At 58.9% G+C, this 22,648-nt stretch carries 17 protein-coding genes, 7 pseudogenes and 1 other annotated feature; of the genes and pseudogenes, 14 read left to right on the top strand and 10 right to left on the bottom strand.

What is annotated here, in order from left to right:
• From IVA75_RS05030 to groEL, 5 genes and pseudogenes are all read right to left on the bottom strand, one after another.
• On the bottom strand, window positions 1–237 hold a 237-nt coding region (locus IVA75_RS05030; protein WP_276578532.1), incomplete at its 3' end, for a transposase.
• 69 nt (window positions 238–306) lie between these two features.
• Complete coding sequence (gene tnpB, locus IVA75_RS05025) at window positions 307–660, bottom strand: IS66 family insertion sequence element accessory protein TnpB (RefSeq protein ID WP_007601228.1); 354 nt, start codon at window positions 658–660, stop codon at window positions 307–309.
• Window positions 657–1,079: a transposase gene (locus tag IVA75_RS05020; RefSeq protein WP_247290870.1), complete on the bottom strand. Its 423-nt coding sequence runs from the start codon at window positions 1,077–1,079 to the stop codon at window positions 657–659. The genes tnpB and IVA75_RS05020 overlap by 4 nt, the downstream gene beginning before the upstream one ends.
• A gap of 96 nt (window positions 1,080–1,175) precedes the next feature.
• A pseudogene (locus tag IVA75_RS40300) lies at window positions 1,176–2,431 on the bottom strand (aldehyde dehydrogenase family protein); the annotation flags it as partial.
• Between the two features lie 1,272 nt (window positions 2,432–3,703).
• Window positions 3,704–3,884 (bottom strand): annotated as a pseudogene (gene groEL / locus IVA75_RS05000) (chaperonin GroEL); the annotation flags it as partial.
• A gap of 19 nt (window positions 3,885–3,903) precedes the next feature.
• Here groEL and IVA75_RS04995 point away from each other — a divergent pair.
• The 12 genes and pseudogenes from IVA75_RS04995 to IVA75_RS04940 form a co-directional block, all read left to right on the top strand.
• A pseudogene (locus IVA75_RS04995) lies at window positions 3,904–4,145 on the top strand (cysteine desulfurase NifS); the annotation flags it as partial.
• Window positions 4,142–4,335 (top strand): annotated as a pseudogene (gene nifT / locus IVA75_RS04990) (putative nitrogen fixation protein NifT); the annotation flags it as partial. The pseudogenes IVA75_RS04995 and nifT, both read left to right, overlap by 4 nt.
• A 552-nt stretch (window positions 4,336–4,887) precedes the next feature.
• Window positions 4,888–5,906 (top strand): annotated as a pseudogene (locus tag IVA75_RS04985) (IS3 family transposase); the annotation flags it as partial.
• Window positions 4,959–5,075 (top strand) — a sequence feature (AL1L pseudoknot). It overlaps the preceding pseudogene by 117 nt.
• A gap of 716 nt (window positions 5,907–6,622) precedes the next feature.
• Window positions 6,623–7,015: pseudogene (locus tag IVA75_RS04980) on the top strand (nitrogenase cofactor biosynthesis protein NifB); the annotation flags it as partial.
• A gap of 92 nt (window positions 7,016–7,107) precedes the next feature.
• Window positions 7,108–7,350, top strand: coding sequence for a ferredoxin (locus tag IVA75_RS04975; protein ID WP_247282157.1), 243 nt, complete (start codon window positions 7,108–7,110; stop codon window positions 7,348–7,350).
• A 928-nt stretch (window positions 7,351–8,278) separates the two neighbouring features.
• Window positions 8,279–8,593 carry a nitrogen fixation protein NifZ gene (locus IVA75_RS04970; protein WP_247282156.1) on the top strand — a complete coding sequence of 105 codons (315 nt, stop codon included), beginning with the start codon at window positions 8,279–8,281 and terminating at the stop codon, window positions 8,591–8,593.
• On the top strand, window positions 8,590–8,829 hold the full coding sequence (locus IVA75_RS04965; protein WP_247282155.1) for a nitrogen fixation protein NifZ: 240 nt from the start codon (window positions 8,590–8,592) through the stop codon (window positions 8,827–8,829). Before IVA75_RS04970 ends, IVA75_RS04965 begins: the two co-directional genes overlap by 4 nt.
• A gap of 15 nt (window positions 8,830–8,844) precedes the next feature.
• On the top strand, window positions 8,845–9,186 hold the full coding sequence (locus IVA75_RS04960) for a DUF3024 domain-containing protein (protein WP_247282154.1): 342 nt from the start codon (window positions 8,845–8,847) through the stop codon (window positions 9,184–9,186).
• A gap of 31 nt (window positions 9,187–9,217) precedes the next feature.
• Window positions 9,218–9,487: a hypothetical protein gene (locus IVA75_RS04955; protein ID WP_247282153.1), complete on the top strand. Its 270-nt coding sequence runs from the start codon at window positions 9,218–9,220 to the stop codon at window positions 9,485–9,487.
• A gap of 562 nt (window positions 9,488–10,049) precedes the next feature.
• Entirely contained in the window at window positions 10,050–10,256 is a 207-nt protein-coding gene (locus IVA75_RS04950) for a hypothetical protein (RefSeq protein ID WP_247282152.1), read from the top strand.
• Window positions 10,257–12,039: 1,783 nt separating this feature from the next.
• A complete protein-coding gene (locus IVA75_RS04945) occupies window positions 12,040–12,459 on the top strand; it encodes a hypothetical protein (protein WP_247282151.1) in 420 nt (139 codons plus the stop codon).
• A gap of 475 nt (window positions 12,460–12,934) precedes the next feature.
• Window positions 12,935–13,411, top strand: coding sequence for an Lrp/AsnC family transcriptional regulator (locus tag IVA75_RS04940; RefSeq protein WP_247282150.1), 477 nt, complete (start codon window positions 12,935–12,937; stop codon window positions 13,409–13,411).
• A gap of 681 nt (window positions 13,412–14,092) precedes the next feature.
• Here IVA75_RS04940 and trpD read toward each other — a convergent pair.
• The 3 genes from trpD to IVA75_RS04925 all read right to left on the bottom strand — a co-directional run bounded on the left by trpD (window position 14,093) and on the right by IVA75_RS04925 (window position 17,173).
• Complete coding sequence (gene trpD, locus IVA75_RS04935; RefSeq protein WP_247282149.1) at window positions 14,093–15,106, bottom strand: anthranilate phosphoribosyltransferase; 1,014 nt, start codon at window positions 15,104–15,106, stop codon at window positions 14,093–14,095.
• A gap of 473 nt (window positions 15,107–15,579) precedes the next feature.
• On the bottom strand, window positions 15,580–15,861 hold the full coding sequence (locus IVA75_RS04930; RefSeq protein ID WP_247282148.1) for a hypothetical protein: 282 nt from the start codon (window positions 15,859–15,861) through the stop codon (window positions 15,580–15,582).
• Window positions 15,862–16,435: 574 nt separating this feature from the next.
• Entirely contained in the window at window positions 16,436–17,173 is a 738-nt protein-coding gene (locus IVA75_RS04925; protein WP_247282147.1) for a carbonic anhydrase, read from the bottom strand.
• A 2,379-nt stretch (window positions 17,174–19,552) separates the two neighbouring features.
• On the opposite strand from IVA75_RS04925, the pseudogene IVA75_RS40295 reads away from it, so the two are divergent.
• Window positions 19,553–19,678 (top strand): annotated as a pseudogene (locus IVA75_RS40295) (hypothetical protein); the annotation flags it as partial.
• Window positions 19,638–20,054: a prolyl oligopeptidase family serine peptidase gene (locus tag IVA75_RS40290; RefSeq protein WP_346658402.1), complete on the top strand. Its 417-nt coding sequence runs from the start codon at window positions 19,638–19,640 to the stop codon at window positions 20,052–20,054. The pseudogene IVA75_RS40295 and the gene IVA75_RS40290, both read left to right, overlap by 41 nt.
• 148 nt (window positions 20,055–20,202) lie before the next feature.
• On the opposite strand, the gene groL is transcribed toward IVA75_RS40290, so the two are convergent.
• Together groL and IVA75_RS04910 are read right to left on the bottom strand one after the other, a co-directional pair.
• A complete protein-coding gene (gene groL, locus IVA75_RS04915; protein ID WP_247282146.1) occupies window positions 20,203–21,852 on the bottom strand; it encodes a chaperonin GroEL in 1,650 nt (549 codons plus the stop codon).
• Between the two features lie 82 nt (window positions 21,853–21,934).
• Window positions 21,935–22,249, bottom strand: a complete 315-nt coding sequence (locus IVA75_RS04910) for a co-chaperone GroES (RefSeq protein WP_247282145.1) — start codon at window positions 22,247–22,249, stop codon at window positions 21,935–21,937.
• Window positions 22,250–22,648: the final 399 nt, after the last annotated feature.

The raw sequence follows: 22,648 nt of genomic DNA, 5'->3' as shown, positions 1-22,648 counted from the left end.
CAGGATGCCTTGCGCGATCTCCACGTCTTCCAGCGGCAAGTGATACTGATCTGGCCGCAGCTTCTCGGACGTCGCGCCGAACTTCTCGCGTCGCAATTCGCCGAGAATGACCTCCAACCGACGCCGCGCCTCTTCCGACGTCGCCAGCGCCGCCTGATGTTCGCTCAAGGCCGCCTGCGTTTGCGCCAAAAGCGCTTTCAATTGTTCATTTTCGTCGCGCAGCGCCGCGATGCTCATGCGCTATTTCGAGCACATCGCCGCCGCGCGTGCCACATTCAAAATAGCTTCCGAGTCATTCTGCCGCAGTTATCCAGCCGCCTGGGGACGCCGCGCTTCTTCCGGGCGGACCAACCTCCAATCCAGCCCCTCGAACAGGGCTGCGAACATCGCCGGCGATATCCGTATCACGCCGTCTGCGATCGTTGGCCAAACGAACTTGCAACCTTCAAGACGCTTGTGCACCAACACCAGACCCGTTCGATCCCAGACCAAAATCTTGATCCGGTCCGCTCGTTTCGATCGGAACACGAAGGCTGCGCCGCTGAACGGGTCGAGACGAAGCATCTCCTGCACCTTCGCCGCAAGCCCATCGTGGCCACAGCGGAAGTCGATCGGCCGCGTCGCGATGTAAATCTTCAGATCGGCACCGGCCGCGATCATCGTGACGCTCGCATCGCGCGGATCACACGGGACAGCTGCTCGCCATCTATGGCTGTGTCCGTCCGCAGCACGACATCGCCGATCGCGATCTCAAGCTTGATCGCCGGAACCTGACGCTCCTCCAACGCACCTTCCACGACTAGCGGCGCGAATGTCGGCTGCGATACCTCGCGCGGCGGCAACATGCCTCGCTGTCGAAACCGCCGCCGCCAATCGTAGATTTGCCAGCGCGTCGCTCCGTGCTTGCGCGCCACCTCGGACACCTGGGCACCGGGTAACAGACTCTCGGCGACGATCCGAGCTCTCTCAGCTTCCGAACGTACGCGGCGCCCCGATGGTCCTTCAAGAACCTCCAGCCGGCTCACCGATCCCCTCGTTGAGCCGTCCAAATGGACGTCCTTTTTGCTGTCCAATCCCATCCGAAACCTCCGTCCAAGCCGGAGGCTTCTTTCGCACGTTCATTCGAATTCTGAAGCAAGGGTATCGGCTTCGCGCTTACCGAGCAGCGTGATGTCCACACCGATGGCATCGGTGAGGCGACCCCAGCCCCAACTGCCAAGTGCGAGGCCTCCAGAGAACGCAGCCTGCCAAGCTGCAACGGATCGGCCCGCAACCCAGCGCGGGGCCGAAAGCTGCACGTCAATGTTGAACAGCGTCACGTCCATACGCCCGGAAAAACAGAGCTGCGGCTGTCAAGCCCGAATTATGACTGAGCACCATCGCCGCGATCGCGCCGCTCATGGACAGTGTGCAGGCACGAACCGCATCTTCGCCGATCTCTATGCCGCGACCTTGGTCGAGAGCTTCTGCACGAATTCCTCATAGATGCTTGCCTGTGCGTAGAGGCGATTGGCGCAGACGCAGGTCTGGTCCATGTTGCGGTATTTGGAGACGATGGCGCCCTCGATGGCGGCATCGATATGGGGGCCTCGAACTCCACGAAAGGCGCCAGCTCGAGGCCGAGCTTCTTCAGGCCGATGCAGGCCCGACCGTAGAGGATCTTGCCGACCTCCGTCGAGCCGGTGAGGCCGACAAAGCGCGCGGCCGCGTGCACGCACAAAACCTCGCCGATCGTCCCGAATCTCCGGCGATGACGTTGAAGACACTCTTGGGCACGCCTGCCTTCTCAGCGAGGGCTGCGAGCGCAACCGCCGAGAGCTGCGTCTGACTGCCTGGCTTCAGCACCACGGTGCACCTGCGGCGAGCGCCGCCCTACCTCGCGGGTGATCATCGAGTTGGGGAAGTTCCAGGGCCTGTGGCGCCGCAGACGCCAATCGGTGGCGTGATCGCAAGCAGCCTTGCATCCGGGCGCGGCGATAGAATCGTTTCGCCATAGATGCGGCGCGCCTCTGCGGCGTACAACTCGGCATAGGCGCCCCGGTATCGAGTTCGCCTAGCGCCTCAGAGAGCGGTTTGCCCTGCTTGGAGGTCAGGATTAGCGCGAGATTCTCGCGATTTGCGACCATCAATTCGTACCACGCGCAGGGTGTTGGAACGTTGCTTGGCTGTGAGCTTAGGCCATGCAGGGAGCGCTCGTTCAGCAGCCTCCACGGCTCTCGAGCCGTCGGCTGAGAGCTGCGGCAGTTTGGCGAGCCAAATGCCGATCGCCAGATTGTTTTTACCGCAGGGCCAGGTGAGCCAACTCAGGCGCCATCAATGTAGCAGGTCTCCCGCCGAAGTGACAGGTCCTTCAGACGCTAGCGAAGAAGGACGAGCCTTGCGTGGATTGTGCGGCGGTGGTCGGGGTCGCCTTGCTCCTGCAGGTCTTCAAATCCGAGCAATCAGGTCTTCGTCGACCGCGAAAAAAGGCCGCGCGAGATACCGCGCGGCCGAGTCAGGGAGGAAACGCCCCGAAGGGCACTGAATAGGAGCTCGGCAAGTAAATGAACTCACCGCGAACTCCAATCTTGCACGAAGCGATCGTTAGATCGTGCAAGCGGATATCGGATACTCATTTACCTGAGAGGATTGGAGGCGTTCGTAGCGATATCTTGCAGTTTTTGTGCGCAGATTTCGCCAACTTCGCAGCACTTGCTATCTTGCAAGCGCTTCTCGCGAGAACATTCGAACTTGCGTACTGTTCATTGAGAGCATCGAACACTCGCTCGTGTACGCGTCCGGTCCCGTTGATGGTTTCAGGATTTACGGAAATCAATCTAAATTAGTCAGCGCTCGTGACGAGCGGCAGAGAAATGTTGAGCGCGGCGATCCAGCAGGATAGCTGCGCGTCGCGACAGTGCGAACCAGCATCGGGCGCCTCCGGACAAGTCATTTGAGGGGCAAAATGCGCAAAGTTGCGATCGGAATTCGTGGAGATCATCACCGCGTCGCGGATTGCGCGTTGGGCTACGCGAACAGCTGGCACCGCCGGGGATTTCAAGCGCCATTGTCACAGGCGCAATCTGCGCTGTCGCCATGCTCTACGGGAGCGTGGCGCAACGTGAGTCGAATGCCAGCAACGAATTCAAAGATCATGTTATACCGTTGTCACAGACCTTCTTGGAATCTGGGCAAATTGCAACCCTCCCTGCGGTCTGTCATCAATCTCTACGCAGCGGGCTTCCAGAACGTGGTCTCGGCCCGACGAAGCCTTGGCTTCAGCGAGATTGAGGAGTTCAAGGCAAGTTACGAATAGCCGTCCGCGCAGTTGAGCATCGGGTGAGCGAGCTCAATCAGCCTCAGCGCCCAATATTGATGCTGAAGATGCGTTGCCACGACCATGAATTGATGTTGCGCGGCGAGGACAAACTCATCGCGATGAAAATCGTAAAAAGAGCGCCTCCGGGGCTGGATTCCATCACGGAGGTGGTTCCTCGGCACCAGCGTGGCGGAGCGAGAGCATCACAACTATCGTTGTGAGGAGGACACGGCCGCGACGTCTCGGGCATCAAAGAACAACGGCAACTGTGGTGAAGTTCATAGTCTTGGAATCAGCTAGTAGTCCATTTTAAAGTGTCAGCGTGCTTCCTCGTGCTACTTCTTTGCTCCTTGCGGAGTCGCCAAGTGTTGGACGCAACGACCACTGCGCTTTTGCGTGCTGTTCGTCCGAGGTGGTCTCCTCGGTCTGAGCCTGATCTGGGCCACGCGTCCCAATGTCAGCCTTCTTGCCGGCGCCATTGACGATGGTGGTGTTCTCCTTGCCGATCATCACCCTTCTTGGTGCGACCGAGCATGTTGAGCGTGACGTTCTTCAGTTTAACGCCGAGATCTTCCGAGATCGCTTGGCGAAAGAAACGCAATTTCCACCATCTAAATCGTGCGGGCATTGCCGCTTCGCTCGGATCAGCCTGCGGATCCTGCTCAATCGCGCCATCGCATGTCCTGCACGGCGCGCTGCGCTTGTCCCTGCCGCGTGAGACAACCCTCCAGAGGTCGACCAGGTCGTCTCCGTATTGGCAAACATTGTGGCTCACCTGCGCGCCAACTCGCGGGAGCATGCTAAACCACACAAGTATGCATCGCGGTCGAGAAAATTGGCCTCATGAAACTCTTGAGTCGCCGCTCTCTTGATGCGGGCCTTTCGCAAGAAAGATCTCGAAGAGCCGATCGCGGGATCCGAGTATGAAACGCTCCGGGGCGATTGGAATCAGAATGGCCATTAGCTGGATGCTCGATCTACCTGAGATGGCGAGCGACACGCCGCTCCCGATCACAATGAATGCCAAAACGCGCGGGAAGACAGTGGGACCGATGAACGCGCTCCCGCGAATTGAAATTTGTCAACGCAGTCGACGCGAAGGCGATTCCTACTGATCTTGGGGTGAGGATGAGAGCTCAGCATTGTTCCGTATCTCGGACCTGACCTCGCCGAGTTGATCGGACCAGATATGCCAATGACACAGGAGGCCTTCTGCCTTCTCCAGCAAAGTTGCACTATCGCGCGAGGCCAAAGGCAACGTCTCGGATGTCGAGAGCGACACACATCGCTCCACCGTGACGGCATTGACGGTCCAGGCGTTCGTGCGCGGGTGGAGCCGACACCACTGCATCATCATCTAGCATCCTTACCACGGCCTGTGATAGTCGACTCTTGGTACGACGGCGCGATGCGGACGGCTCTCCGGTACACGCGACGGATGGCGTGAGGTGAAGGTATCGCGCGCTCCGGCATCCACGTCGATTGCTGGTATCCAATTTACGATCCGGCAGGCCAAGAGGTTGATCATGCCTCGGCGGCCCCATTGGCCTACTGTGCTGCGCAACACGCACGGCAGCGTGCTGCCGGTCAAGAGCTTGAAGGCGCTCGAACGAGAGAACCGCGAGCTTCGGCAGGCCAATGAGATTCTGCGCAAGGCAAGCGCCTATTTTGCGATGGCGGAGCTCGACCGCCGGTCCAAGCCATGATCGCCTTTATCGAGGATCATCGTGGGGCGCATGGGGTCGAGCCGATCTGCAAGGTGCTGCCGATCGCCCCCTCGACCTATCACTCCCATGTGGCCAAGCGGCGAGATCCCGCCAGGCTGTCGGCGCGCGCCCGGCAGGATGCTGCGCTGAAGATCGAGGTCCGGCGCGTCTTCTATCAGAACTTCGGCGTGTACGGCGTGCGCAAGGTCTGGCGGCAGCTCAAGCGTGAAGGGTTCGATGTTGCCCGTTGTACAGTGACGCGACTGATGCGGGACATGGGCCTACAAGGGGTCATCCGCGGCAAGCCCGTCAAGACCACGATCAGCGACAAGGCCGCGCCATGCCCGCTGGATCACGTCAACCGCCAGTTCAAGGCGCCGAGGCCGAACGTCCTCTGGCTCTCCGACTTCACCTATGTCGCGACCTGGACCGGCTTCGTCTACGTCGCCTTCGTCATCGACGCCTATGCCCGCAGGATCGTGGGCTGGCGAGCCTCGCGCACGGCGCATGCAGGCTTCGTGCTCGATGCGCTGGAGCAGGCATTGCATGATCGACGGCCGGTCCATCGTGGCGGGCTCGTGCATCATAGCGATAGGGGCAGCCAATACGTATCCATTAAGTACACCGAGCGCCTGGCCGAAGCCGGCGTGGAGCCCTCCGTCGGCAGCGTCGGAGACTCCTATGACAATGCTCTCGCCGAAACGATCAATGGACTTTACAAGGCGGAGGTGATCCATCGGCGCGGACCATGGCGCAGCTTCGAGGCCGTCGAGTTCGCGACGCTGGAATGGGTGGACTGGTTCAACAACCGAAGGCTCCTCGAGCCCATCGGCAACATCCCGCCGGCCGAAGCCGAGCAACGCTACTACGCCATGATGGAACACCCCGCCATGGCGGCATAACTTAAACCAAGTGGCCTCCGGCAAACCCGGGACGGTTCACTAATTACTGACGCTGGATTATGTTGAGGTTCTGACTGAAATCGGCATCCAGACACCAGTTCCCGACCTCATCAAGGAAAGGCGGAACGGATGCAGGTTCCTCCCTCTTCTTCGGCTGTCTCTTCACTGATCTGCTTTTGCTATTTATGCCCGGCAGATCACCAAACGCTCGGCTGACGTCCATCACGCGATCGTCGATCCGCAAGCACTCTCACGCAACGAACTCTGCTTTCTGGTCGAGCAACACCTGACACTGGTCGCGATATGGCCCGCACGCGATAGAGATGTTGAGCGCCAAGTAGCGGCGCAAAGTGGTCTTCTCGCCGCGGTCCGCTAGTAGGAAGAGGTCGCATCGCAAGCGACCGGTGCGTGTTGGGAGATCTCACGCGAGCTCAATGAGAACCCAACGGCCATCTCCGTCACAATTGCGACGCCTGTCGCATTTCCGACGTGTGAACTGTCGCTGACGCGTGCACAACTGTGCGGACCAAGTCTAGCTAACTCGTTCATACGGCGGGAATGCCATCGCCATCCGAGATGGCACGCGAGTTGCTAACTCTCGTTCTGTGGCCGCTCAGGCTGATCGCCATGGGCACACTTGGTAGAGAATTGAATATGGATGCTGTTGCCGGACGCGGAAAAACATGTCAAAGATGCTGAGGATAGCGGCGGGATGCGCCGATTATAAGGGTTCCCGGAGCTCTTCGAAGAATGGCAAAGGGAGCTATGGGTCACAGGCTGTCCCAGGCGATCTGCCGGCCGAAATCTGGGACAAAGTGAGGACGCATCCCTGCTATAGCGAAGAAGCTCATCATCATGACGCTCGCATCCATGTCGCGGTCGCGCCGGCGTGCAATTTTCAATGCAACTACTGCAATCGTAAGTACGACTGCGCCAAAGAATCGCGTCCCGGTGTTGGTCGTGACAAGCTCACTCCTGAGCAGGCGGCGGGAAAGCTGCTCGCGGTAGCCACCAGAATTCCGCAGCTGACTGTGCTCGTTATCGTCGGCCCCGGCGATGCCTTGGCCAATCCGAAAACGACTTATCATGCCATAGATCTCCGTGCCCGAGTACGGCACAGCATTCGGGCTCAAAGGCCAAGCGCGGCGACGCCGCGATCCCGCAAGAACCGCTGATCTCGGTCGCGTAAGAGGTCGTATCTATGCCCTTCAAGATCGTCGCCTCGCAGTGGACGCGTTCCTCGGATTGTGAACCCTTATACCCGAATGTTGCAACGTCGGAGAAGGCTGGAAGCTTCGCAATTGAATCCCAGAAATGCACCGAACGCATCGTCTACTTTGACGAGCCGCAGTGTGTCGCTGTCTGTCCAGTTGAAAACACCAACGTCATGGATACATCAGTGTCGCGTTTACCACGCGCCTGCCTCAAAGGGGGGTGCTCGTGAACTTCATGCCGAGCTCCGTCACTCCAAAGTCGCGAGTATCGCCGTGTGCATTGACGGCGCCGCAGGCGTCGACTTGCAATTTCCTGTCATGCCCACGGATTACTCGGGATCGATCGCCGACATCGGTGCGTACGCGGCGCCCCGGACCCCGCAAGAAACTAACGAAGCGCAACAGTCCAAAGTTGCGCATCGATGTCGAGTGCCCACTAAGCAGCGCTGTCATCGATTTGAGCCACGCCGCTGTGCAGACGGGCCTATTCTTCGCCGAGCCAGGTGCATCGCGTTGCAATGTCGAAGGGGCCACCTGTCAGAGGAGCAAAGCTGCCCATGAACCTGGACCCAGTCATTCCACTATCAGGCAGCAAGGGAGCATTGGTCGCACAGACGCGGCTCGACGATGGTCTGCTACCCGAGGCCGAGGATCAGCAACGGCAGACCGGGCTCTTCTATCATCTGGAGGGAGTGGCCGAAAACATCTGCTCGAAGCAGAGACGTTGGCCTCTGTTCCGATCGAGCTCTACCGCTTAGACGTCTACAGACTCGCTGGGCTAAGACGCCGGAGGTGGCAAAGCTCTGCATTTTATCGCGTCTGTCGGGTCGGGACGCAGCGCATCGGGCCGCGTCGGCTTGGCTGGCTGATGAATGATGAGGCCATTCAGTTTCGCCGCATGGTGGCCCGACGTATGGGGCTGCTTGCCACGGTGAACGATCCCGATACCTCCGTGCACCTCGAGTACGCGCAGCGACCTTCACCTCATTTGGCATCCGCTCTGAACCGCGAAGCTGAACGGCGTGCCCGCTACGAAGTGGCGAGTCGCATCGCGGATGACGAGTCGGCATGTCCCATCGCAGACAAGGACAATATGCTGCGGAAGAGCACCTCTGCTCGCGTCTCCGTGCGCCCTGCAGGTTCGCCAGGGGGCGGTGCATGAACATGATCGTTTCCGACAGTGATGTGGTCCAGCTAAGCGGGCGGCCCGCGTTCAGCTTTGGCGAAAAGGTGAGGGCCAGCAGTACCATCCGCAATGACGGCACCCTTTGCGGCAAGGAGATCGGCGACATTCTGGCCAAGAAGGGCGACCTGGGTTACGTCGTTTCCATCGGTACGTTCCTGCAGAAATTCTATATCTGCGGTGTCGAACTTCTTGAAAGTGGCTACCGCGTCGGCGTGAGGCGCAAAGAGGTCGGACCGGTCGACGAGGGGGTAGATGATCTGCCATTGCCGGAAGTGGCTGTGTCATGACAGAGCCGCGCATTCCAAAATATCGATCGGGCCAGCGCGTGAAAACGGCAGCCAATCTCATCAATGACGAGTCAGTTGCCACCGCGCCGCCTGATGGGATCCTGGTCGGCGCCGGTGCCATCGGCGAGATCGTCCGGGTCGCGATGCATACCGAAGCAAGCGTGCCGATTTATCTTGTAGATTTTGGTGAGCGGCTGGTCGTTGGTTGTCTTGAAGAAGAGGTCACACTCCTTTGAGGGGATGTTCTCGCAATGAGAGTGTCGAGAGAGGTACCGGTCGGGCTGATCCCGCATCCGAACGAGCTAGATCGCAAGCGGATCGAACGTGCTTTGATCTCCCGCAAGCACTCGCCGAGTGTGACGCCGGTAAAGGCTGGCTATCTCATTGAGAGTCCCTGCTGCTCGCGCAATATTGACAACGATGGCGGTCAGATCGATGTCGCGCTGTTTCATTACGATGCCGTGAGCGGGATCTGGAAACTGTTCTTCAAGAATCATGCGCGAGGAAGCTGGAAATTCTACAGCATTTTCCACCGGCTTGCGTCGGCGATCGACGAATTGAACACGGATCCCGAGCGGCTGTTCTGGCAGTGATGCTCATTGGCAACAATCATAAGGAGTCACAATGGCGCTCGCCACAGAACAATTGATCGAAATCGAACGCCTGCTTGAGACAGCTAACACAGACACTAGCGCCGTTGCTGACCTAAGGCGCTGCTTTCCGCAGCTCACCTTGGTTCGATGTGATGCGTCGGATGTGGCGCAGCAGCCATTCCGGCGTCTTCCGCAGTTTGACCTGCATCTAATCGATGGATCAGACCACTGCATGCAGATTACGGCCGACCAGGCGCGAGCGACTGGATTGGTGCTGGCTAGAAGGCATGTTGGGCGGTGATCGGCACTGGACCCGCAGAGAATCGCCCCGATGACGCGGAGGCGGTGAATGCAATTCCGCTCTCGCATCCTGATATCATTGTTGCCGACCCGCGGCCGTCGAAGCGCTATTGTGTTCGCAGCGAATTTCCAGTCGGTCGACGACTGAGATGCTCAAACGAGCTTTCGCGATCTATGTTGGCCGCAAGCATAGCGTTGCGGTTCCAAACGCACGATTGGGCTCCTGCCTGGCCTGAAGGCGCTCGGTATCGAGCGAGAGGAAGAGGTAATCGCCTCTTCCTATTCGTTTCTCAGACCGTGCATGCCGTCGATCTGGCGGACACACGGGGAAGTTTGCCGACACCGAATGTTGGTCCGAAACGTGCCTCAAGACAATGCCGAAGAACGCATGAGGCCTAACACACGGGCGATTATCGCCGCCAACCCGAACGGGCCACCCGGCACCAATGCAGGTGCGAAGTTTAAGTCGCTGCGCGAGGTCCACCCCAAAGCGGGCCGAAACTGAACACGCCACAATCGAGCAGCCCACCGGTCTCTAAACCTGGAAAAAAAACGGGAACGATATGAATCCGCAGATCATCATTCACGTCCGCTTCGCCCCGAATGGCAGGGTGATCCAGATCAGCGAGCGCCCGGCGACGCTCACGCCCGACCAATGGTTTGATGTTCTCAAGACCCGAGCCGGCTCTGCCTATCGCCCACTGTCCCGTGGTCGTGGCGTTTTTCGGGTGACCCGGGCCGCAGTTGATACCTTCAAGCAGAAACTGTGACGCCGGCATGAGCGAAGAGATCATCGATATCGTGGCTAGCCACGATATTGGGGTGTTCGCAGGCTGTCCAGCCGATGCGATCAAGCGGGTGGCGCCAGGGCGTGCAGTCTGTCGCAGATCGAAGACATCGGCGAGGGCCTGCCGGTTACAATTCGTGTGATTCTTTCGGCAATGACTATTTCGATAATACCAATCGTTGCTGGCACGACGGTGTTCGGCTTAGCATCGGTTACTGCGGGTTGTTCTCCCCGGATCGGTCATGATTCAGATACAACGGAACGGTGCGACCTTGGAGGTCGACAGTGGGTTTTGCATCGGGGTCCCGTAATGGACACGCGCTTAGATCGGTTGCACTCCACGCTGTAGTCGACAGTTGGGTCCGAGTGTCGGGGGCGTACAGTCGCGATGGCGTCGGCTTTGCGAAACACCCACGTGCCGGCGGTCTCGTTCCTCCGATAACCGATCGACAGGCCTCGTCCGATTGAAACCAAGAGGGGCGTTTCGCGCACCGGCTTGTCCAGCCACGCACTGCGGCTTTTGAGCGCTTGTCCCTGATGCGCCTGACCATCGGCGATGCCTCAGCTTCATTCTGAAAGTGTCCAGCCGGAGTCCAGTGGACAAGGATGTATACGGGACTGACACCGGGGGGGGCGCCAGCGCACTCGAATTCTTGAGACGACCGGCAATTTGAAGATCTCTATAACAGGGCGTCGTGTCCTTCTCTCAGTTGCACAAGAAAAAGCTTCACTCACAAGCAGGCTTTGGCCGCGGGAGGAGCCTATGGGATTGAGACAAAAGCTCGCTAGCGTTTTCCTTCCTGCGGAGCCTTTAGCGCCGTCTGCTTCTCGAAAGCTGTATAAGCGGAAGACACCGCCCAGCATATGTTAGGTGAATCATTCCGTTCACGTCGCGATACGCGAGAAACGACAAGTCTGAGTTGGCAGCTGAATTAGACGGGGTTGTCTCTTACAGAGATATTTTCCCAATATTACCCAGATCCTGATTTCGGGGCCAGCGACCAATGCGACCTCATGTGGAATAATCACCATCGGGTCAGGGCCGCGCCTCATAAGGTCGAAGCAGGACAGTTCCAGTCATCTCCATGCTGAGCGAAAAACGCCGGGTATCCACGGATGACCGCTAGGACAAAGTTCTATCGCTCCGATCTCATCGGCAAAGGCTGCCGCAGAGCCGGAATGATCTCGTGGGATTGCTCACGCCCTTCATCGGAAGAGAAAAGTGAAGCGGGTTATGGCATGAGCTACACCGACGCAGCCTTTAGTTCTTGGTGGACCCTCTGGAAGAATAACTACGAAGTCTTCGCAGCAGATGGCTGGACGTCCGATGATCCCTTCGGCCTTTGGGTTGCAGACGGCGAACACTGGGAGGACCATTCTCGGCTCCTATTGTCAGTTCGAGGCATCCAATGTTCTTGATGATCTGAGCGAGCCCAGAGACATCTGCCCGTCAAGAACATCTGCTTGTTGGAAGCCTGCTCATGCCAAATGCAAGGAAATACGCCTGTCCCAGTCGCATCGGCTTTCACGGAAACCAGAGTTCTTGCCATTGAGGGGGAGCGCCGCGATGCATGATCGACGAGCGCGTCGATGGATCTGCATTCTGGCTCATCGTTCCGAGCAGTTCCTGTTAACCGAGCAGGAGTGCGATTGTTGGTTGATTTGTGCCTGGCTCATGTGGGTAGTCGCAAGGCGGTCATGATCACATGCAAACAGTTCAGGACGCAATTTGCAATCGAGCGCGCCCGCTATGCGGCCGCGCGTGGATGCTGATGCCGCCCTACCACGGCGTGAGCCTCAACGCGGACGCGCCCTCGATGCTCGATCGTCTCGGCCGTATCGCAGATGCGGCCAAGATTTCGATCCTGGTCCTGAATGCGCTGCTCAGTGACGTGACGTTAACAATGTCGTTTCTGGTGCGCCTTGCCCGGGAGATGCCGCGCTTTAGCTATTTCAATGTCGAGGTGCCGTTTGCCGCGGCGAAGCCGCGGACGTTGACTGACGCCGGAGGAGAGGCAATCCTCGGCCCCTTCGACGGAGAGGAAGCCATTACAATGATGCCAGATCTCGATGCTGGTGCGAGCGCGACGATGCCGGGCGCGCTGCTTCCTGATCTATTGCGTCCAGTGATCGATCATCACACTAGGGGACGCAGGCGGGAAGCCGCCCTGCCTGTCGTTAATTGATTTCGAGAACTGCCAGTGTGGCCTGCGCGCCGCCACGGGCGCGACGTGACATAGCTGAAGGAAATTCACTCCCACTAGCTCGCCCGCGAGGTCAATCCGATGGCTCCATTGGTGACGCTAACCCGCCCACATGTCCGCTCCCGAAAGAACTAGGTTCAATCAGCTGCCAGGCGTCAAGAGAGGTGCGGTACCGACAAATTCACCGCCACAAACAGCGCGTGAGGTAAAGAGCTTTAGCGGCTTATTGGAATTAGGGGAGGCGACGCAAGCCGACCGGGCGCGCACAAGACCAGAACCGGTGGTTGGCTGTCCCCAATAAGGTTTGAGCCTTCAACTCGTCAGTGCGCGCATTGTCGTCTGAAGACGTACATTCGTAGAGGTGCTAGGGAGGATTTTAGAGATGACCGGGACGCTCAATGGGACTACTTCGTATGCTTGGAGGAGGCGATCGCGCTCGAGAGTCCGCAATGCAGCCATGGAAATCGACAAAATCGATGCTCGTATTCTTGATCTCGTTCAACGCAACAATCGCCTAAGCAGTGAAGAACTCGGCGCAAGAGTTGCCCTATCTGCATCTGGAGTTCAGCGCCGACTAAAGCGCCTACGAAAAGAGGGCGTGATAGAATCAGACGTCTCAATCATTTCGCCAAGGGCGATCGGCCGAAACGTGACTATGCTGGTCCTCATTTTCTTTGAGCGCGATCGCGCCGACATCATTGATCGTTTTAAGCGGGGGATCCGCACTATGACGGAGGTGATGAGCGGATTTTACATCACGGGCCAAGCTGATTTCATCTTGTTGGTGACTGCAAATAATATGGAAGAGTACGAGCATTTCACCCGACGCTTGATAAATGAGAATCCAGATATAAAGCGCCTCGAGACTGTAGTTGTTCTGGACCGAGTCAAAGCCGGTTTCATTTTACCAATGGGATCGTTGGCATGCTGGTGACCCTCGCCATGACCGTTAACGCCCTGATCTTGGATGCAGCATAATGGCTTTCCGCGCTGTGAGAGCGGTAACGACCATCTCCCACTCTGGGCCTGCGTCGATGCGGTCCGATTAAGATGAGGCCGCGTTCCCGCAATTCCATCTGGCTCGGCGCATGCTCCTCAACAGCAATGTCCGAGGTTAACACTAGCGGCATGAGAGCACCTAGTGGATTCCGGAATCGTCGACAACCTGCTTTTTTTGCAGCGAGAAGATGCTTATCGAGTGTTGTGTGCAGCGTACCCCGCAGATTTGGAGGATGGAGCTGCCTGTATCGATGACCGCCCGAAATTTCGGAATAATGTGTTCTATCTTTGCCATAAATGCGAGCGCTTCTACCGTTCGCGGGGACGTCATTGCTTATCCATTGACGTCTTGCGTGCACACAAAATTGAGAACCTAAGCTTCGGCCGCGGCCTTTGCTGATTGTCTCGGCAGGCTGCTTCGCACTGGTCTTGGCGATCTGAGGCCTTTCGCGGATCCCGCTCCGTCGGTTGGAAAAGCGGGGCTGCTGCGTCTGTGACCCCGCAACCGCGGTAAGCCTCTCGACGTGTGGCAGAGGCACATCGCGCTTTGCGCCTGCAACCTCTTCGCGCTCGTAGGCTTCGATGTTGGTGTTCAAAATGTCCCGCGTCGGCCGTGTCAAGCGTTGGAGATCGCGATCAGGTGTTTCAATCGCGCAGCTGCCGCTCCGCTGTTAAGGGATTCTTGCGCAAGGGCGACGCCGTCCCTCAAGCTGGTTGCGTGGCCGGCCACGATCATTGCTGCGGCGGCGTTGAGAAGAGCAACATCGCGGTACGGACTTGGCATGCCGTCGAGCACGCTTTGCAGCGCGATTGCATTGGCATCGGCGTTGCCGCCCCTCAGCGCCTCGTTGTGGCAGCGGGCTAGGCCCGCGTCTTCCGGGGTGACTTCGAAGGTACGGATCGCATCTCTCTCTAGCGCGGCAACAAATGACGGTCCGGTGAGGGTGATCTCATCGAGTCCATCTGAGCCATGCACCACCCACACCGACTCAGCACCAAGGTTCCTTAACACCTGCGCCAAGGGCTGCACCCATCGACGCGAAAACACTCCGACGATCTGCCGCTTGACTCCGGCTGGATTTGCGAGCGGGCCGACTAGATTGAAGATCGTGCGGGTCCCAAGTGCCGCTCGGATCCGGGCGACGTGGTGCATAGCCCGATGACGGATGGGCGCAAGCATGAAGCCGATGCCAGCTTCGTGCACACAACGAGCAACGCTTACAGGCGGGAGGTCGACCTTCACGCCGAGCCGGGCCAAGACGTCAGCAGCGCCCGATAGTGAGGACACGGCGCGGTTGCCATGCTTGGCCACAGGAACGCCGGCGCCGGCGACGATGAATGAGGCGCATGTCGACACGTTGACTGAGCCCAAAGCGTCACCGCCCGTACCAACGATGTCTACAGGATCGGGGGGCGCGCTGACCCGGAGCATTTTGCTCCTCATGGCCGAGGCTGCGCCGGTGATTTCTTCTACGGTTTCGCCACGTACCCGCATGCCCATTAGTAATCCCCCGATCTGGGAGGATGTCGCCTGGCCCGACATCATGATTTCAAAGGCTGCTGCGGTCTCCTCGCGGGTCAGCGTGGCACCTGTAGCAACTTTGCTAATGATCGATTTGAGCGCGTTCATTGCTCTACACGTGTTTAGCGTGCCAACTGGCGAGTCGCGCGTGCGAGCGCGACCTTAATCCGCTAGATGATCCCATCTCCATGTTGTCGCTACCCACGCTGTTCTTTGCTGATATATGATCGGACAAACGTTGCGGTTTTGTGAGATCGAGCCGCACTCGACGGTTGCAGGATGATGTCCATGCCACACACGACTACTCGTCGTTGATGCTCCCAGCTGGCGCCGGCGCATAGCTCGAGATCCTGACCAAATACACTGCATGTTGCTCTTGATATGGCATTATGTCGCGCCGTCTCGATCAACAATGGTGCTCCTCCTCTTTGAGGTAACTGACCTTCGAGCGCGTTGCGCAACTTGCGCGTCTCGGCCGGCATCATCGGGCTCGTTACCGGCAGCGTTTGTGGGCTTGGTGGATGTTTGCACTGATCCTAAGTCACTCGTTATCGATACTTGCGCGCCCCATGACATCATTCTCACCCGCTTTCGTTTTTTGCGTTCAACAGCGAGGCGTCATTTGAAGGGGGCATTCGTGGGGCATGCAGCTCGGCAGCCGGTCCGGCTAGGACCGCGTATGCGTCGTCGAAGGCATGCGCGGTCAGCTTGAACGTCAGTCCGCCCTGCGATCCTACAACCTGACGCTGCGTAAGAATCAAGCTATCCATGGCGTTCACCTGCAAAGGAGCAAGCGTTCTTTGCTCGAGATCAGAGCCGGTGATTGGATGGGAAGACGGTGGGTGGTTTCCATAGCCGAGCATGGCGGGACGACTTCTTCTGCAACCAGCCCATCGTGGAATCGTTGACCGCGATCGTATGATGGCTTGCATGCAAAAAAAGGCCCGGCCTCATTTTGGAAGCCGGGCGAAGTCAGTCTGGGAGGAGCGACGCTGCTACACATCGCACCGACCGTCGGCAAGGGAGAGTTGCCGCCGGCTCATTTGCGGCGAGCGTTCGCCGCAAATTCGAAATAGGATAAGATCGTTATGCCATCACCCCACACGCTAGGAGTAGGTTACATTTGTTTGTTAGAGGTCGCGATTTCATTTCAAGATCGTACAATGTGACGTTAGGTGCGATTCAAGTCCTTTCAACGAAATGATCGCAGAAAGATCTCCAAGCTTTTGGCTTCCCGGAAGTAGCCAGGTCCGTGCGTAACGTACTATCCGTTCTGTCCCACCGGTGGGGGCTTGCCACGTGAAGGCGCTGCGCCGGCCCGCTGCGTAAGATCCGTCCCTCCGATCACCAGGATCTGGTCGACTCGGCGGCAGAGACAACAACCTTTCAACGTTGTCGCTTCAAACGGCACTGCTCAGAATAGGGCGCTGATGACGGTCAGCTCACCAATTCGACTCGGCCGGTGTCGAGCCGATAAAGACCCCCGACGACTTTCAGCCTATTCTGCACAATTGCTATATTTAGAATCGGAGCCGCCGATTTGAGCTTATTGACATTGTCGATTACATTTTGCCGGATCGCATTTGCGAGTGCATCCCCGCTTTCCTGGGAAGACGCTTTTACCGCGGGCGCAAGTGCGGCGGCGAGAGATGGAATGTGCCCAGGCAACGACTTGCCCTCTCTTAAAGACTCGATCGTAGCACCGACGGCGCCGCAGCGATCGTGGCCAAGTACCATGACCACCGGGGTTTTTAGCACGGTCACCGCATATTCAATGCTGGCTAGCATTTCATCGTTGGCGAAATTACCAGCGACACGGCAGACGAACAGATCGCCAAGTCCGCTATTGAAAACATGTTCGGGTGCAATACGTGAATCGGCGCAGGTTAGGACCGCTGCATATGGATTTTGCCCGCTGATTAAAGCTTCGCGCTCCTGTCTGAAATCGTCGAGTCGTGATAGGCCATGCACGTAGCGCGCATTGCTTTCCATTAGTCGCTTCAGCGAAGCGTCCGGCGTGAGAAGGTTGTCCGGTTTTGGCGGCGCTGTTGCCTCCATGGCGCCGGCAATCCTACCGCCCAGCAGGATGCCCGCCGCCGAAGCCGTGAACAGCATTAGCGAACGGCGAGACGGCGTCATCGGATAAGGCAGGATCGGTAGGCAGTCTTCACACATGTTCCCCTCTTCGAGTGCTGCTCTACGCCGTCCCGTGGCTTCGGGCTTGGCCTCGCTGCGGAACCAGCGCTACCCAGCGCCTTGCCTATGGAGGTGCACCAACTCAGTTGCACAGATGTGTTCGCCTTAGCGCCTCTCGCTTCGCTTGATGACAGCGCGATGGGCGTTATCCAAAATGGCTCCGAGAAGGAGTTCTAAAGTGTCATTACGGCGGCCTGATCAGGATTTCGAGACAACGTCACCGCCTCCCAAACAGCCGTTCTTCGGGCGGCATGCGCTTCACTAGATTGGGAGGAGTGGAGTGAACGCGGAGCCGCGCGAACGGCCTTAGCGCCGGGATCCCCATGTGCGCACGCACGGTGAGCACGAACGAACTGGGCATCCTGGTCGCTAGTGCTCCTCAGGTAATGTAGCCCGACCGAAGTTGTCATCGGCGCGTGCCCAATGGGATGCCTATCACATTGCGACGCAGCTAAGAACGGCTCAAGCCTCATTCCAATTTCTAGACGAACTGCGCGCCGTCCCGCGGTGCAGCGGTTTAGGTCCAGTATGACGTTCGGAGTATTGCCGGTCTGCAAGGCACTGAGCACCTCAGCGTACTTCGGTGAGGGCTCTTCGGCCTTGACCATCGTGCTGACGCTAACGGGCAACAGTAAGGACACTAGGAGTGGCGGGCGTCTGCCATTGCACAGCATATTCTCTTCTTCCTCCACGGAGCAGGCGCGAAGAAGTCAAGTTGCTCGATGGCATGCAAGCATGTGCCCAAACCGTTCTCAAGTGCTTCGAAGGGAATCTAACGTCACAAACTCGTATGTAAGACTGTGCACGGTTGGCGGTCCGCCGAATTAATTCAGGTGCCGAACACCTGCCTTCGGCGGTAGCCGGCGCAAACGAAGTCGTTTCGTGCGCCAACGCAGCGGTGCCAAGATCAAGCGCGTGTCGAAAGGCGAATCGCGCCATGCTCGAGACCTTTGATTATGCACGCTTGTTGACCTTGGCACCCTGTCAGCATCGGACCACCAGAGACTCGGGAAATCACGGCCGTCGTTGCCAGCCGGTAAGACCAACCTCTCCCTGGGTCGCCGCCTCGATTTCGCAGGTCGGTGAGTAGCGAACTACCATTGGTGGCGGCTCTTAATGAACAATCAAGAGACGTTGCCATGACGGTTTTGACGAAAGCCGAGAGCCTGTGCTTGATTCCGTGAAGCCAGTTCTTGTTCTCACCCGAGGAACCTGCGCAGGTGATTGGGTATGTGCGCCTAAGGGTGCGTTGCGCTTGCAAATAATTATGGTCGATCCCGCGGAGTGCGAGTCACTTCGTGCAATGCCTGCGAATTGCGAGAACGACCTGCCGTTTCGGCGGGCTCGTCACTGACCCTCCGCATGATGACGCGCCGTGCTGACATGTGCTCGCGCTCGCTGCACCAAGCCGCGGCAAATTCTCCGCGCGAGAGCCTTCCTTGAGCACGTGCCGTTGCAAGCCAGGCGCGCCATAATGCTTCTAGGGCGATTACGGACCGATCTGTGAAACGCCAGCGCAGGGCACCTCTGTTCCATCGGTGAGAAGCGTAAAGCGCATCACAATACTTGAAGCTAACACCACATTGTCAGGTTTGAGCCAACGGGCGCGACCGGGCGACTGGAGGAGCTCCAATTTTCAGGCGGCGCCCTGCTTGCTTCGTTTGGAACGGTGGGCACGGTCCACGCATGTCCGCTGTCGAGACCGAATGTACCTCTTCTGTCTGCTTTCGGCCCAGCTCGGTCGCGCGAGCCGGGCGGCCCACCCAGTCCAGGATCACTCCCATGAAACACTCGCTCCTTGCCGCCGTGTTGCTCTCGCTGACGTGTCTGTCCTCCACGGCGGTTCTCCAGAAGTCGGCCCCTGCGGCTCTTCCTTTGGCTCCAGGAAATCGAAGAGCCGCGCGCACTGGCTTGGGCCCGCGCCGAGAATGACAAGACGCTCGGCGTGCTCCAATCAGATCCCTGCAATCGCCGCTTCTTTGAGGAGGCGCTCAGCATGCTTCAGGCCAAAGACCGGATTTCGTATGTTTCGTTGGAACGGGGGGATCGCAGCAATATCAGGACAAGAATCACATGCGCGGCATCTGGGCGCGTACCAGGCTTGACAGCTAGCGCGGCCAGGACCCGCACCTACTTTCTGGTACGTCCGAAGAACGCGAGGTTCGGAGCGGAGATCCGAACTCTTCTCAATGGTTATGGCGGAGTCCTCGCCTCCTCCTGCCATCCTTTGCCGGAGCGACGGGCCGGCTCTGGCCCGAGCAGGGCAGTGCATATGTCGTCGCGAACCTGCCGGGCGGCGGCCAGTTTGGGCCGCGATGGCACGAGGCGGCCCAAGCGGCAACGAAGCAGCGGGCATGGATGATTCATCGCCTTTGCGGAGGACCTAATCCGTCGGAAAGTCACCTCTCCGCGCCGATGGGCGTGGTCGGCGGCAGCCAGGGAGATCTGCTGGTGGGCACCGCGATTACTCAGCGCCGGGACCGCTTCAACGCAGCGATCGTGCAGGTGGCGCTGTTCGACATGTTTCGGTTCACCAAGTTGGCGCAGGCTCCTCCTACATCGGCGAATACGGCGATCCCGCCATCCCGAGCCGCGCGGCTGGATCGAGACCTACTCACCCTGTCAGAAGCTTGTCCTGGGCAAGAGCTACCCGGTCCCGTTCATTCTCACTTCCAACAAGGACGACCGCGTGCATCCGGCCCACGGCCGCAAGGCAGCCGCCAGGCTTGCTGCGCTCGGCCGGCCCCATTACTGGTATGAAAATATCGACGGCGGGCATAGCGCGGCCGCCAATCTCACGGGATACGCGCGCCGGCTGGCTCTCGAATACACCTATGCATCCAGGCGGCTTGTGGATTGAGTGCGGTTGACGAGTGAGTTCGTTAAGGTCGCCAGTGCAAATAGCGGAGCGCATAGCGCGAGATCAGAACAACGAACTGAAAAAGCCGCGAGCCAAAAATGACCCCCGGCATTTTTCTGCCGGGGATCGCATTTTTAAGAGAGTTGGATCAGAAGTCCATGCCGCCCATGCCGCCCATGCCGCCGCCCGGAGGCATCGCGGGCGCGCCGGTGTTCTTCTTCGGCAGCTCGGCGACCATGGCCTCGGTAGTGATCAGCAGGGCCGCCACGGATGCAGCGTTCTGAATCGCGGTGCGGACCACCTTGGTCGGGTCGATGATGCCCTTGCTGACCAGGTTGCCATACTCGCCCGTCTGCGAGTCGAAGCCGTAGGCGTATTGCTCCTTCTCCAGGACCTTGCCGACGATCACCGAGCCGTCTTCACCAGCGTTGATCGCGATCTGGCGGGCGGGCGCGGAGAGCGCCTTGCGCACGATCTCGACGCCGGTCTTCTGGTCGTCGTTCTTGGTGCGCAGACCCTTGAGCTGCTCGGAGGCACGGAGCAGGGCGACGCCGCCGCCCGGGACGATGCCTTCCTCGACCGCCGCGCGGGTCGCATGCATCGCGTCATCAACGCGATCCTTGCGCTCCTTCACCTCGACCTCGGTCGCGCCGCCGACGCGGATCACCGCGACGCCGCCTGCGAGCTTGGCAAGACGCTCCTGGAGCTTCTCACGGTCGTAGTCCGAGGTGGTTTCCTCGATCTGCGCCTTGATCTGAGCCACGCGCGCCTCGATGTCGGCCTTCTTGCCGGCGCCGTTGACGATCGTGGTGTTCTCCTTGTCGATCATCACCTTCTTGGCGCGACCGAGCATGTTAAGCGTGACGTTCTCGAGCTTGATGCCGAGATCTTCCGAGATGGCCTGGCCACCGGTCAGGATCGCGATGTCCTGCAGCATGGCCTTGCGGCGATCGCCGAAGCCCGGAGCCTTGACGGCCGCAACCTTCAGACCACCGCGCAGACGGTTCACGACCAGGGTGGCAAGCGCCTCGCCTTCGACGTCCTCGGCGACGATGATCAGCGGCTTGCCGGTCTGCACCACGGCCTCGAGCAGCGGCAGCAGCTCGTTCAACGAGGAGAGCTTCTTCTCGTTGATGAGGATGTAGGCGTCGTCCATCTCGACGCGCATCTTCTCGGCGTTGGTGACGAAGTAGGGCGAGATGTAGCCGCGGTCGAACTGCATGCCCTCGACGACGTCGAGCTCAGTCTCGAGCGACTTGGCTTCCTCGACGGTGATGACACCCTCGTTGCCGACCTTCTTCATGGCGTCGGCGAGGAACTTGCCGATCTCCGCGTCACCGTTGGCCGAGATGGTGCCGACCTGGGCGATCTCGTCGTTCGAGGTGACCTTCTTGGAGTTCTTGACGAGGTCCGCAACGACGGCTTCGACCGCGAGGTCGATACCACGCTTCAGGTCCATCGGGTTCATGCCGGCGGCAACCGACTTGGCGCCTTCACGAACGATCGCAGCCGCGAGCACGGTTGCGGTGGTGGTGCCGTCGCCGGCCGCATCGGCGGACTTGGAGGCGACTTCGCGCACCATCTGCGCGCCCATGTTCTCGAACTTGTCCTCGAGCTCGATCTCCTTGGCGACGGTGACGCCGTCCTTGGTGATGCGGGGAGCGCCGAACGACTTGTCGAGCACGACGTTGCGGCCCTTCGGACCGAGCGTGACCTTCACCGCGTTGTTGAGAATTTCGACGCCGCGCAACATGCGGTCGCGGGCGTCTACGCCGAACTTGACTTCTTTGGCTGACATGTGGGTCTTCCTGAATGTTTTACTTGGTCTCACCCTTTACGACGCCCAGCAGGGCTCCTCAGGATGAGCGGTGCGAGATGGTTTAGGCGGCCTTCTTCTTGGCGGACGCGTCCGTGAGAACGCCCAGGATGTCGCTCTCTTTCATGATCAGCAGGTCGACGTTGTCGATCTTGACCTCGGTGCCGGACCACTTGCCGAACAGGACGCGGTCGCCGACCAGGACGTCGATCGGGATCAGCTTGCCGCTCTCGTCGCGGCCGCCGGGGCCGACGGCGATGACTTCACCTTGCGAAGGCTTTTCCTTGGCAGTGTCCGGAATGATGATGCCGCCAGCGGTCTTTTCTTCTGCGTCAATGCGCTTGACCACGACGCGGTCGTGAAGCGGACGGAATTCCATGCAGATCTCCTAAGCATTTACTTCAGTTGAAGATTTCCCGATTGCTAGCAATCGTGGCCCGCGAGTGCCAACGCAGGCGCAGCTGAAATAGGACCGATTTTTTGGGGAACAAGTGTTTGTAGCAGGAAAAATCCGCTGGGCGGGCGGATCTCTGTTGGGGCTGCCCAGATCACTTTCTCGGCTTGCCGCCGAGCACCCGACCTTCTTCTGAGTGAGTCGTACGGCTCTGCGTCTCAACCCAATCTCGCCTAACCGCTCAATTCCTCTGCCCTAAATTCGAGCTGGTAAAGGCCCGCCGATCTGGTGCCGGTTCAAATGCGAATCGTCGGCTGACTTCGTTCTAAGATTGGGATGCGTTTAGAACCTGACGCAGAGGTCGCGAATTGGGGTATCGCTCCG

It is taken from the genome of Bradyrhizobium sp. 134 (assembly GCF_023074155.1).
Lineage (GTDB): Bacteria > Pseudomonadota > Alphaproteobacteria > Rhizobiales > Xanthobacteraceae > Bradyrhizobium.
This window is presented reverse-complemented; position numbering and strand designations above follow the sequence as displayed.